Raw genomic sequence first — 12,832 nt, forward strand, 5'->3', positions numbered from 1 at the left:
CGAGATCAACTCGGCCGCGGCGTATTTCTTGCAATGCTCTGATGCCGAGTAAGGAGAACCGGCATGATGCCTGTCGCATTAGTAATCGGTGGAGCTGAGAAATCGAGACCCGTTCCCGCGCGTCATGGGTGGCGGCTCGGACGATGCCCCACGATGCCGTCAATTCAGACCATGCGATGGGCGATCGCTCGGGCAGGCGAACTCTACGGTGGCAAAATCGGTCGAGCGCAGCCACTACACGCGCAATGTCACCCCAATCTGCGGGTTCCGGCGTTGTGATCGACTGGCTGCGTCTCGTGCATGTCAACACAGGCCTGCTGGTCGCGATAGCTCGCGATTCATGCAAACCGCCATTCTGCCGCAGCACAGATCGGACAATGAGGCCGACCCGGAAAGCTCGTCGGAGCCTTCGCATTCCTAGCTGCCGACGTGTGGTCGTCACGGGCGCGCTGTTTGCCACGGAGTGTCGACGATGTGGCCGAGGCGTTAGACATCTACGGCGTTGCTCAGGTCCCGTCGTCGCCGCAGGAACCGCAATCGGTGCGTCAGCCGCAGTAAGGCTTGCGGCGGCAGTGCTCCGATTGAGGGAGTAAACCGCGAGAGGGGATATTGGAGCCAGTTCATGAGCGGAATGACAGTTCGAACGCATGTGCACTCAGTCATCTGGATCGATCACTTCATAGCCAAGATATTTTCTGTCGGAATGACAGGCGCCAGCGCAACGGCCGTGCGTGCGCGTTTGCCATCCCAGCAGCTGCATCACAAAGCGAATACGACCGGCCCTGGCTGCATCCATGAAGATCCCACATTCTTCATCAGGGTCGGCGAAGCTGTCGGCGGCTGCACTGATCTACTCATCATTGGGCCAGGTGCCGAGAAGACCGACCTTATGCACTTTCTGATAAGGGCGCGGCCGGACCTCACCGTGCACGTTGAGCCGTGCGATCGGCCGAGCGACCGGGAAATCGTGGCATTGGGACGAAAGCGATTCCACCTCGACTGAATGTAGGAGAGCAACCAGAAAGTCGGCCAAGACACGATGAGGGTGGTGCCCGAGTACATCGAGCCGATCAACCGCGAAATTTCGAATGGGGGCGGTCGGCACACTCTCGAGTGAAGCTCTCACTGGCGGGATAATGAAGAAGTTGCAGGTGGCTCGGAGGTAGCTGAGGATTGTGCCGCGAACCTCGCCGCTCTCAATTGTCCTTGGCTTGCGCCACTCGTGTTTCAAGGCCGTGGCGAGCGATCTAAATTAGCGCGGTGCTCGGAACTCGCCTGGTGCGATCGTGCCGATTGCATTGCGGCTTCCAGGGTGGCAGTCGAGCCAGCAGATGCGTCCCGATCCGCGGTGATGACATCCGATGCTATTCGCACCAGACGCGCCAATGGGTGGGCTGCACGGCGACGCGTTCTCCCGTCTGTACCTTGATCCAGCCACCGAAGCTGCGGCGGCAGGGGAAGACCAGCCGGTGAATGATGTTCCCCTCGATCACGGCAATCTCCAACACGCGATCAAAGGGCGCCGTTTCGATGCGTTCCCAAGTGAGATGGCGACCGGCTCCGCGGTGCCGTTCATCGTTGCTGGTTGACAAGATCAAGCAATCTTCCGGGCAGTGCGGTCCGCATCGCCTGTCTCGCCCGCGATGGCAAGACGCAACCGACCCATGTTGCAGGTCAACGAACGTCAAACGCGGCGTAGAATGGACGGCGGCGACGAGCCGGCGAGGCTAGCTGGATGTCTCCGCTGAATCGGCCGGGGCAGTGCAGCCATCTGAGCGGATGTGATGATAATGACCAAGATCAGACCGATCGACGCCGGGAGAATGTGTATCATGAATGGTGTGTCCTATGCGTTTTAAGCGTGCCTTCATCCCCCCGCGTGGTACCTTATCAGGCCGGTGCGCAATCGGATTGAGCGAGATCAAAATCTCGAATGCGCAATGATGTGAGGATTCTGGTGGGAAGAGAATCGAAGGAGAATCGCACTGGTTCGCTGTAGATCAGGGCGAGACGTGTGGTGACGTGGGCTGCGAAGCAGTTGGCGGATTGATTGCTTACCGCGGATTGTCGATGGTCTTTCCGGCACTGGTCGCGGCCACAGCTATGAGCACTGAAGAACCGAGTCTCGGCGGCATCGTGTAGGCTCGCATCAACCTGATCACTGGCTATGCGATCGCGGCCGCTGAGGGGCCCTCAAGAGCGACAACGCGTTGGTTTTCAGTTGCTCGCGAACATGAGATTAGGGAGACTTCTCTGTCGCCAATCCTTGTTGGCCAGCGGGGCTATCGCCACCGATAGACGGGTTTTTGTCACCAGGGAACGTAGCTAGCTCGCTGTCGCCGCAGATGCATTTCGGTGGGCGTTACCCGGGGAGTTTCTTCCCGCAAGTCGGGGTCCTATTTGATGGATGTCAAAAACCAGCCAGGCTCGGGCAGCTAAAGCAAGCTTGAGAAGTATCGCGCATGGTTACTCAACCTGCACATATTCGTGGTTCTGGACTGTTCAAAAATCTGCTCCGCAGGTTACGGGCGAGCCTCTCCCAGCAATCAGAATTGGCTTACTTGAGCCGGCAGGACATCGACTTTATCGCGCGGGAGCTTAATCTCTCCACGTCCGATTTTCGAGCGCTGGCGCAAAGTCCGAGCTTGCCCGAGCTCTTGAGCAAGCGTCTCGCGCGTGCCGGCATTTCCGAGGAATCGCTTGCCTCCGCGCAAGGCGACGTGTTGCGCGATCTTCAGCGCGTATGTGGACTGTTGCCACGTCAAGGCCCGATGTGCGGCCAGCCTTAAACGAGAGAAGCCGGCAAGTGCCGTGAAATACTGCCCGAACGAGGCGACGCTGCACGCCCTCGCTCGTGAGGCGGACAACACCTGCAGTACGTTGGGGATTGATGCCAATCCGTCGTGCTCGGGGATACGATCCGATAGCCATTGTTCGATCCGAAGATGAGCGGCCTGGCTGTGCCCCTGCATCGCCCAACTTGTGGGCCAGTGATCGCTTAACACTTTACGCCACGGGTGCTGAGCTTGCCGTTCCTTGGAGTCAGCTCTGATCGGCTCTGGGCGTCTTATAGCGCAATGGACAAACCTGGCGTTCGGCGCCAACGCAATTGTCGTGGCCTCGATATATGGGCTCCAGTCGATCTGCAGCGCCCGCTTCGTGGGGGCTCGTACTAATCTCCAAGAAGCGCGCTGAGGGGCTTGACTATTCGTAGCGCTGTTCCATCTGATCGGGCCGCACATCGACAACATCCAGCGCCGCCGGACTGTGCTCAGATCTTCGGCATCATGCTCTCGACAACGCCGTGGATACCATCGTGAATGACATGATCAACAGCGGTGCATCGGTTGCGTATCGCAAATCCGCAATCGTTTACCCCAAGGCGTCAATCCGGCCAGTGCGCACTTCCGGGTCTCGACGAACGCCATCATGGTGTGCATGTCCGCGATGTGAGCGCGCGGAAATCTTTCGGACGCGTATCAGTCGGATCCGTCCCTGCACGGTGGACGAAGGTCAGGAATCCGGTGACGAAACAAAACGCGGATCGGAATCAGATGAGGAGACGGTCCAGGCGCCCGCGGTATGCTCCGATGAGCAAAAGGATTCGTCGGCTCGCCCGGAATAGGCGGGGCTGAAGCCGAATATGTTCCGTGCGAAGGTTGAATCGGCGATACCGCATGGAAGGGCCAGTAGTCGACTGCGTGGATACTCGTGTTGTCTCCGCGCCTGTTACTTCGTCATCGCGGCGGGGAGAAGCGCTTGTTCAGCGGCACATAAGTTGTATCCATTTCGCAGAAATGTCCTGCGCTATGGTTATGATGCCTCGCATCTCGTGTGAATCGTGCCGGTCAAGTAGCTGCACACAAAGTATATCACAGCAAGGCTGCATAGTTATATGGTGTATGTGTGAGCGGTGATCCAAACTACAGCGTGCGCTCCTGTGATTCCATGAGACGGGCCCATCTCTCAAAAAGGCGTCCAACAGGATGGAAAAATGAAGGAAAGAAACAGGGAACTCCGGGGTCGGATCATTTTCAGGCGTTGTGCGATTCGTCCTCGCTCAATAGCGAGCGCTGCCCTGTTGAAGCCCGTAAACGCGGATTGCTGCGTTTGCAAATGCGTAGCCAAGTCGGGCCGAAACCTGACGAATTCACGCAACGCCGCAGCTGCCATTGATAATCGCTTTAGCTCTTGGGTCGCCAAAGCAGCGCGAGTTCCTGTGATTGATCGTCTTTTATGGGTCGTCGCTGCGGAAAAGTTGTGCTACAAGCCGCTCCTCTGAAAGGAGCATCTACTGTGAAGCAAGCAAAGAAGAAACGCGTTAAGCGGCGCGAGTGGACCAAGGCAGATATCAAGGAGCTCAAGGCCCATTCGAAGGCTCGGACTCCGGTCACAAAATTAGCAAAGATGACCAAGCGTACTGTCGGTGCGCTACGCCAGAAGGCCTTGAATCTCGGAATTGGACTCGGACATCTGCGATAGCAACTCCGTGTCGCGGAACAGAGTAGGGCGGCTCGCGAGCCGCCCTTGTGAGCGATTGGAGATTGTGTCTTAGACCTGACTGCAGACTGCGTTGTTGTCCGCCACTCGTCCTCTGCGTTGTCCCGCACCATTTTCTGTTTGAGCGGGGTAATCCTGGAAACCTGCGGACCCCCTGCCGTACATTGTTGAGTGGTCGAATTGCGAGCGAAGCAGCTTGCTTATCGGCTTCCTCACAAGCGTTTCGTTTTCTTCACATGCTGCCGAGTAATTTGCATCGCCGCGGCAATCGGAATGCTAAGGTTCACCGCGGCGGGGAGGCCGGCTTCGCTGGCCGTATCAGTGCAGCAGAGATGAGAGCATTGCTTCGCCGTCCATGCCGAGTTCGTCGTGAAATTCAGGATCGCACGAAATAGATCGATGTACCCAGTAAGCCAGTAAGAGGCTTCCGGATTCCATCCAGGAGACGCAAGCGGCGGGCGTATGACGTTCCCGCCGGGGTTCGGCGCAATAGTGCTGCACGGCCAATCCCACTTAGGCTGGAGGGCCCATATCCTCGAGGTTGAGGCGATTTGCTGATACCGCCAAGTGCGGATCCAATGGTTTCCGAAGACCCCGAAATCCGCGGCAAGGTGCCAGAATGGCGGAGCAATGTGATCGCCTGACCCGAATGCACCGGCTGTTATCTTCAGCCGATGCTTGCATCGACTCGACGGGATAGCAGCCTTCCGCGACACTAGGCCGAGGCGTAATGCGGCAAATGCTCAACAACCGTCGTCAGTCGCGCAGGCTCAAGAAGAGACAAATTCCGGAGCCGGCCATTCATCGAAGAGCCCGGTGGACCTGAAGTGTAGGTGAAAGCAAGCGCTGCGGATGGGTCTCCTGCTCGGTTTGAGTCCTCGACGTCCCGAACGATACGGTGCCCTGAGTAGCAACAAGAAAAGTGCTCGCGTGGCTTCATAGTTGGCGGCAGATCGGCTCCGTCCTGAGCATGTCATAATCGGCGCACCATCGATCGTGCAAACTGACCACAGCCAGCGTCGTCTGCGTTGCTTTAACAAAACGTCGAAAGTTGAAAGATCGGACACGGCATTTGGTCGTGTCCCCATTGGTGGTGTAGCTCGGTAGAGCAAAGCCGTCCGCACGCGCGCCCTCCCATGGCGCCGTAGCGGGCGGGCGGCTTTGCGGTGGTCACCGGCAGTTCGCCGGTAGGGTCGGGTTGCTGATACCAACCTGATTCGAGGAACCACCGATGACCGATGAGATGATGAACCTCCGCACGCTCGTGGAGAAGACCCCTGATGCCGATCTGCTGCGCGAGATGATCGGCTTTGCCGCCCAGCGCCTGATGGAGCTGGAAGTGGAAGGCCAGACTGGGGCCGCCTATGGCGAGAAGAGCCGAGCGCCTGGCGCAGCGCAACGGCTACCGCGACCGGACCTGGGAGACCCGCGCCGGCACGGTCGAGCTGCGTATCCCCAAGCTGCGCAAGGGCTCCTACTTCCCCGGCTTTCTGGAGCCGCGCCGGATGGCCGAGAAGGCGCTCACCGCCGTGGTGCAGGAAGCCTATGTGCAGGGCGTCTCCACCCGCTCGGTCGACGACCTGGTGCAGGCGATGGGCATGAGCGGCATCTCCAAGAGCCAGGTCTCGCGGCTGTGCGCGGAGATCGACGACAAGGTGAAGGCGTTCCTCGCTCGCCCGATCGAGGGCGATTGGCCGTATCTGTGGATCGACGCCACCTACGTGAAGGTGCGCCAGCAGGGGCGCATCGTGTCGGTCGCGGTGATCGTCGCGGTCGGCGTCAACAGCGATGGCCGGCGCGAAGTTCTCGGTATGGACATTGGTCCCTCGGAGGCCGAGACATTCTGGACGGCGTTCCTGCGCAAGCTCGCCCGCCGCGGCCTGCGCGGCGTCAAGCTGGTCGTCTCCGACGCCCACGAGGGCATCAAGGCGACCGTCGCCAAGGTGCTCAACGCCAGTTGGCAGCGTTGCCGCGTGCACTTCATGCGCAACGCGCTGGCCCATGCCGGCAAAAGCGGACGGCGTGTCGTCTCCGCCTTCATCGCCACTGCGTTTGCCCAGGACGATGCCGAAGCCGCACGAGCGCAATGGCGAAAGGTCGCCGATCAGCTCCGCCCCAAGCTACAAGCTCGCCGGCTTCCTCGACGAGGCCGAGACCGATGTGCTGGCCTACATGACGTTCCCGCCGCAGCACCGCACCAAGCTGCACTCGACCAACCCGATCGAGCGCCTCAACGGCGAGATCAAGCGCCGGACCGAGGTCGTCGGCATCTTCCCCAATGAGGACGCCATCGTCCGCCTCATCGGCGCGATCCTGCTCGAACAGAATGATGAATGGGCCGTCCAGCGCGCCCGTTACATGACGCTGGAAACCATCGCGCCGTTGAGCGATGATCCAACCGTCAGTCTCCCGGCTATCGCCAGCTGACCAGTCCGGCTCTTGCCGGCGAACGCGGTGTCCCACCGCCAGTTACACCACGCTCAGGGACACGATCCGGCATTTGCCCCTCGTTATTTCTGAGGATCGTGCAACTGGTCCTCAGAACTCCAGGGCGATTTTCAAGCGAGCCTTTTCCAGACGACGCCTGACGGCGGCCAGCTTGCCAGCGAACTCGGCGAACTCCGCAGCGCTGAATTCGCCGAAAATGAACTCATCCAGTGCCTTCTGTTGCGTAGCAACGTTCGCTAGATGCTTGTAAGCTGTTTCCGTCAGCGACAGCCGCACAACCCGAGCATCGCTTGTGCAGGACTTGCGACGCACCAGGCCCTTTTTCTCCAGTGCCTTTGATTGGAGCGTGACGAATGAAGCGTCGGCGTGTATCAGCTTTGATACCACATTAACGGGAACACCATTCTCTGCCTTCAAATCTGCCAAGCCGACCAAGACCATCCACTGCGGCCCGGTAATGCCAAGCGCGTGCGCCAACAGTTGACGAACGTCCTCCAGGCATCCGTTGATGGATCTGATCTCCCATGAGAACTTTCGCACCATCTCCTGATGTTCAGCAATGGTACGACCCCGCGCTTTCGCGGAGCTGGGCGGATCCGACAGCATTGTAAATCAAGATGTCCTTCTCGATTGTTCTCTTACCGCGAATTGGGCGTGTGGGTAAATGGCAGCTTGCGGAAAGCGGATCAAATGCTTGGTACGATCTGGACGGAATAAGGGGCTGAACGGCACGCGATGAAGGAGGCAGCTGTACCTGCAGGCGAGTTCGCGACGTATACTAGCATCGAGCGTGCCTGCAAGCTCCTCGTGCGTTGACCTGGAGTGGGTATCCACGCGGAAGGCGATCTCGTTCCGCCTAGGTGAGATGCTTGCGAATATCTCGCGGCACCCGGCTTGTTGGTGATGTATCGGCTGGGCCTCCCGCGTGGTGAGTTCCTTGCATCGTAGCGGCCTCGTCCACGCATCTCCGATCGTGTCGACCGTCTCTCCGTTCGACTAGCTAGCGATCTTGGAAGCAGCATCGAGGGCCGAGTCGTCCCGACAACAGATCCATGCGGATGAGCACTTGCGCGATAAACGTTCGTATAGTTTTTCGAAGCGATTCTATATCGGCTGCTTATCTTCGTAGAATTGAACTCGCCGTTCTGTCTGCGTTAGCTCTGTAGGCCGTCGGGCGATCCCGGGCCAGGACCTGAAATTGCTGACATCCGGCCAGGTCATCCGAGTTTGATGGCTCCCGGATGAAGAGTTGCAGCCGAAATCCTTCGTGCACGATGGCTCGGTCCGAGCGGTCCGCCTGTGTAGAATGCCGCGGCCACCATCATTTCTTTCCGGTGGGGAAGGGGTGGGCTGCGCTTGCGCTGTCCAAGGGGCAGAGGGAGCAGTATCATGAGCCGGGATGTTAATTGCGCACCTGCAGTCTGTTTTCTTCTCGGTCTTCCACGGTCCGGGACGACGCTGCTGGCGCATTTGCTCCAGCAGCATCCGGATATTGCGGCTCCGCCTGAACCTTGGCTCATGCTGGCGCTTGAGGCATTTGGCAGGTTGCGCCACGGTCATCCGGCTGGGTCATCACTGATTGAAGCCGCGGCCTCCGAATTCCTGGGTCGTATCGACCGCAATATGGTCAGCCGCGCTTTTGCAGATGCGGCATACGGTCAATATTTGGCTGCCGCGGGCAAGCGCATCATCATAGATAAGACCCCCCGCTATTGGATGGTGCTCGAATTTTTGGACGCGCTTTATCCGGACGCTCCGCAAATCCTCCTGATGCGCAATCCCTACGCCATTGCTGCATCCCTGAAGTCGACATGGGGAATTCCACTTCAGGCAGAAAACACTCGATCCGTCAGCGTCTCGTCTCTCGCTGATCTTATGCTCCGTCTACCCGACGGTATTGCGTCGGCGCTCGCCGACCTGGTTCTGGGCCTGCCCCGGCTTGCGGCGCACCGCGCTCGCCTACAGACGCAGGTCGTGCAGTATGAACTGCTGGTGGCACGTCCGGAGCAGGAAATACAGCGCCTGGTTGCTGGCCTCGGCTGTGAACCAATCAGCATTGGGGCGACTATGGAGCAAGCGGGCTATTTGCTGTCCAGCAGTTTTGGAGATCGAAAGATCCTGGAAAGAAGGACCATCGATGGCGGCTCCGTCCACGCGTGGCAAGCCCAGTTGAGCATCGAAGAAATGCAAACGGTAACCGATCTGGTCGGCGCCGAGCTCATGATAAAGCTCGGTTATGAGGAGGAGCTTCGGCATGCGCAACAAGCTGGAATCGTGGATAAGGGACGTGACGTAACTGAACTATATCGCCGGATATTTCGAATCTGGTGGGATTTGCGCACGTCCTCCGGCTTCCCAACCAACGCCGGCGAATTGACCTCCGTGGCTCGGCAGGCTTCAGACAATGCTTGCTCCCCGGAGTCGCAGCAAACACCCGAGACCATAGTCGAGGCGAGTGCGCGGCTGGAAGCTGCGATGGCGGCTCCGTTGCGCAACGCACTTTCAGCCTCTGAGGCCGCTCGAGGTACGCAAGTGGAGGCAATTCGCGATCGCGATGCCACGATCGCGGCGTTGCGGGCCGAGATCGTGCGGCTCGAGCAAAGCCTCAAGGGAATCGAGCGATGACCGATAGGCTTGCCATCAAACTGAACGACCTGACCTTTTGGTGATCGTTGTCTCGCGACGAAGCACGTCAACAAAACATCCGATGGGCTGGTCTTGGAGAGCAACGAAGGAGCGGCAGGACGTCCAGATAACTAGCCTTGCGACCGTCGCGGTATTTGACCCAATTGAAAGCCACGCGATATAGCACACCCGATCGCCGGAACGGCTGTGCGGATCGGAGCAAGTACGTCAATACGGGACTGAGCGAGCAGAGATCCTGCATCGAAGAAAGACATATGCTGCCGAAACATCTGCGCCGACTCGAAGCTGAATCGATCGAAATCATGCGCGACGTGGTCGCCGAGTTCAAAAAGCCGGTCATGCTCTATTCGATCGGAAAGGACTCGAGCGTCATGCTGCACATCGCGATCAAGGCCTTTTATCCCGCGAAGTTGCCGTTTCCCCTGCTTCACGTCGACACGACCTGGAAGTTCCGCGAAATGATCACGTTCCGGGATGAGACGGCCAAGCGGCTCGGCGTCGATCTGATCATCCATGTGAACAATGAAGGCATCGAACGCGGGATCAACCCGATCGTATCCGGTTCGGCTCTCCATACCCAGGTGATGAAGACCGACGCTCTGAAGCAGGCACTCGACCTCTACCAGTTCGATGCAGCCTTCGGCGGCGCACGACGTGACGAAGAAAGGAGCCGCGCAAAGGAACGAATCTTCTCTTTCCGATCAGCGCGTCATGTGTGGGACCCCCGCAATCAGCGGCCGGAGCTCTGGAATCTCTTCAACACGCGAATTCGTCAGGGCGAAACCATGCGCGTGTTCGCGCTGTCGAATTGGACCGAGCTCGACATCTGGGAGTACGTCATGTTCGAAAAGATCCCAGTCGTGCCGCTCTATTTCGCTAAGCGAAGGCCTGTCGTGCGACGAGGCAGTGCGACGATCATGGTGGACGACGAACGGTTGCCGCTTGAATGCAACGAAACCCCGGAGATGCGGATGGTCCGGTTTCGCACGTTGGGGTGCTATCCCCTGAGCGGAGCCATCGAGTCAGACGCGACCACGATCGAGGGCATCGTCGCGGAAATGCGCTCGGCAACGGCGTCGGAGCGTCAAGGACGCCTGATTGATACCGATGAGGCCGCTTCGATGGAAAAGAAGAAGCGGGAAGGCTACTTTTGATGGCTTCCACAATGACAACTGCACCCGTTGAGGCCGGAACAAAGGATCAGCTGCGATTCATCACCTGCGGTTCCGTAGACGACGGAAAGTCGACGCTGATCGGACGCCTGCTGCATGACGGCAAGATGATTCCCGGCGATCAGCTCACGGCGCTGGAACTCGATAGCGCCAAGCACGGCTCGGCCTGCAATGACATCGATTTCGCGCTGCTCGTGGACGGGCTCGAAGCCGAACGGGAGCAGGGCATCACGATCGACGTCGCCTACCGCTTCTTCACGACGTCGCGGCGCTCCTTCATGGTGGCCGACACGCCCGGGCACGAGCAGTACACCCGCAACATGGCAACCGGCGCCTCGAACGCCCAGCTCGCCATCATCCTGATCGATGCGCGCAAAGGCGTGTTGGTCCAGACCCGGCGCCACTCCTTTATCTGCTCGCTGCTCGGTATTCGCCATATCGTGCTAGCGGTGAACAAGATCGACCTCGTTGCATACAAGAAGGAGTGCTTTGATCGGATCGTCGGTGAGTACCTTGGCTTTGCCGCCGGTCTTGGCTTTACTTCGATCATTCCGATCCCGATTTCGGCCCGCTACGGCGACAACGTCGTGGACCGCTCCGCGCATACCAAGTGGTACCATGGTCCATGTCTGCTCGGGCATTTGGAGAGCGTCGATATCCAGTCCGACGCCGCAAGCCAGGCTTTCCGTTTTCCGGTCCAATGGGTGAACCGACCCGACTTGGATTTCCGTGGCTATGCCGGGTCAGTAGCCTCGGGGAGTATTTCGGCGGGAGACGAGATCGTTGTCGCCGCATCCGGACGAACGACGCGCGTCAAGCGGATCGTGACCCAGGCGGGTGACCTGCCCCGAGCCGAGGCTGGCGATGCCGTCACCCTTACGCTGGAAGATGAGATCGATATCAGCCGTGGCGATCTTCTGGCGCGGCCAGGCGAGCGGCCGAAAGTCGCTGATCACTTCGCCGCTTATCTGATCTGGATGGACGAGGAGCAACTCGTTCCGGGACGCAATTACATCCTGCGGATCGGATCGCAGACCGTGGCCGGCAACGTTACCGCAATCAGGCACCGGATCGAGGTCAACACATGTGAGCACCTCGCAGCCCGGACGCTTTCTCTCAACGAGATCGCATTCTGCAATGTTGCGACCGCATTGCCGGCCGTATTCGATCCTTACGATGTCAATCGGAAAACCGGATCATTTATCGTCATCGATCGTTACACCAATCGTACGGTTGGCGCGGGCATGATTGCGTTTCCGCTGCGGCGGGCCACCAATGTTGCCTGGCAAGCGGTTTCGGTGGGCAGGAGCGAGCGCGCCGCACTGATGAATCAGAAACCTTGCATCGTCTGGTTCACTGGCCTGTCAGGCGCGGGAAAATCGACAATTGCCAACCTCGTCGATCAAAAGCTGTTCGCAGCGTCGCGCCACACCATGCTGTTGGATGGCGACAACGTCCGCCACGGATTGAACTGCGATCTTGGCTTCAGCGAGGCTGACCGCGTGGAGAACATCCGGCGCGCCGGCGAAGCCGCCAAGCTGATGGCCGACAGCGGCTTGATCGTGTTGTGCTCGTTCATCTCGCCCCACAGGGCCGAACGAGATATGGTGCGAAACCTCGTTGCTGAGGCGGAGTTCATCGAAGTCTTCGTCGACACGCCGATCGAGGAATGCGCGCGGCGCGATCCTAAGGGTCTGTATGCAAAGGCGAGGTCCGGAAAGATCAAGAACTTCACGGGCGTCGATGCGCCCTACGAAGCGCCGACGAGGCCCGAAATTCACCTCAGGACCGTGGGGCAGACGCCCGACAAATTGGCGGAGACTGTCGTCGATTTCTTGGCGGCGCGCGGAATCATTGGCGGTCGCTAGCATCGGCACGCCCTGTAGGTCCATCACCGATTTTGCAGCACATGACTATCACCGGCATCCTGGCCCGGTCGGGTCGACTCGGGTTAAGCCGTGCTCATTGATCAGACGAACTGGCCGAAAGGAATAAAATGGTCGCACCCACCCGTGGACTGCCGACTTCCGGTTACGTGCTCGAAGTCGACGGCCAATTGAAAGCCG

At 59.0% G+C, this 12,832-nt stretch carries 7 protein-coding genes and 1 pseudogene; 7 read left to right on the forward strand and 1 reads right to left on the reverse strand.

The window, feature by feature from the left end; translation table 11 throughout:
* Window positions 1–622: 622 nt before the first annotated feature.
* From P6U25_RS11230 to P6U25_RS11245, 4 genes and pseudogenes are all read left to right on the forward strand, one after another.
* Window positions 623–1,003 carry a hypothetical protein gene (locus P6U25_RS11230; protein WP_407151265.1) on the forward strand — a complete coding sequence of 127 codons (381 nt, stop codon included), beginning with the start codon at window positions 623–625 and terminating at the stop codon, window positions 1,001–1,003.
* A gap of 382 nt (window positions 1,004–1,385) precedes the next feature.
* Complete coding sequence (locus P6U25_RS11235) at window positions 1,386–1,589, forward strand: hypothetical protein (RefSeq protein WP_280973016.1); 204 nt, start codon at window positions 1,386–1,388, stop codon at window positions 1,587–1,589.
* Window positions 1,590–2,462: 873 nt separating this feature from the next.
* Window positions 2,463–2,789, forward strand: coding sequence for a hypothetical protein (locus P6U25_RS11240; protein WP_407151266.1), 327 nt, complete (start codon window positions 2,463–2,465; stop codon window positions 2,787–2,789).
* Between the two features lie 2,942 nt (window positions 2,790–5,731).
* Window positions 5,732–6,927 (forward strand): annotated as a pseudogene (locus P6U25_RS11245) (IS256 family transposase).
* Between the two features lie 111 nt (window positions 6,928–7,038).
* Here P6U25_RS11245 and P6U25_RS11250 read toward each other — a convergent pair.
* Complete coding sequence (locus P6U25_RS11250; RefSeq protein ID WP_280973012.1) at window positions 7,039–7,554, reverse strand: MarR family winged helix-turn-helix transcriptional regulator; 516 nt, start codon at window positions 7,552–7,554, stop codon at window positions 7,039–7,041.
* A 783-nt stretch (window positions 7,555–8,337) separates the two neighbouring features.
* Here P6U25_RS11250 and P6U25_RS11255 point away from each other — a divergent pair.
* From P6U25_RS11255 to cysN, 3 genes are all read left to right on the forward strand, one after another.
* Window positions 8,338–9,573 (forward strand): sulfotransferase family protein, encoded by a 1,236-nt coding sequence (locus P6U25_RS11255; RefSeq protein WP_407151267.1) that lies wholly within the window; start codon window positions 8,338–8,340, stop codon window positions 9,571–9,573.
* A 275-nt stretch (window positions 9,574–9,848) separates the two neighbouring features.
* Window positions 9,849–10,748 (forward strand): sulfate adenylyltransferase subunit CysD, encoded by a 900-nt coding sequence (gene cysD, locus P6U25_RS11260; protein WP_280978191.1) that lies wholly within the window; start codon window positions 9,849–9,851, stop codon window positions 10,746–10,748.
* Window positions 10,748–12,634: a sulfate adenylyltransferase subunit CysN gene (gene cysN / locus P6U25_RS11265; RefSeq protein ID WP_280973010.1), complete on the forward strand. Its 1,887-nt coding sequence runs from the start codon at window positions 10,748–10,750 to the stop codon at window positions 12,632–12,634. The genes cysD and cysN overlap by 1 nt, the downstream gene beginning before the upstream one ends.
* Window positions 12,635–12,832 lie beyond the last annotated feature (198 nt).

It is taken from the genome of Bradyrhizobium sp. ORS 86, from assembly GCF_045571475.1.
Taxonomy (GTDB): Bacteria; Pseudomonadota; Alphaproteobacteria; order Rhizobiales; family Xanthobacteraceae; genus Bradyrhizobium.

Excerpts from the sequence above, each read along its gene's own strand:
- P6U25_RS11230 (WP_407151265.1), top strand. The coding sequence starts at position 623 with ATGAGCGGAATGACAGTTCGAACGCATGTGCACTCAGTCATCTGGATC.
- P6U25_RS11235 (WP_280973016.1), top strand. The coding sequence starts at position 1,386 with ATGGGTGGGCTGCACGGCGACGCGTTCTCCCGTCTGTACCTTGATCCA.
- P6U25_RS11240 (WP_407151266.1), top strand. The coding sequence starts at position 2,463 with ATGGTTACTCAACCTGCACATATTCGTGGTTCTGGACTGTTCAAAAAT.
- P6U25_RS11250 (WP_280973012.1), bottom strand. The coding sequence starts at position 7,554 with ATGCTGTCGGATCCGCCCAGCTCCGCGAAAGCGCGGGGTCGTACCATT.
- P6U25_RS11255 (WP_407151267.1), top strand. The coding sequence starts at position 8,338 with ATGAGCCGGGATGTTAATTGCGCACCTGCAGTCTGTTTTCTTCTCGGT.
- cysD (WP_280978191.1), top strand. The coding sequence starts at position 9,849 with ATGCTGCCGAAACATCTGCGCCGACTCGAAGCTGAATCGATCGAAATC.
- cysN (WP_280973010.1), top strand. The coding sequence starts at position 10,748 with ATGGCTTCCACAATGACAACTGCACCCGTTGAGGCCGGAACAAAGGAT.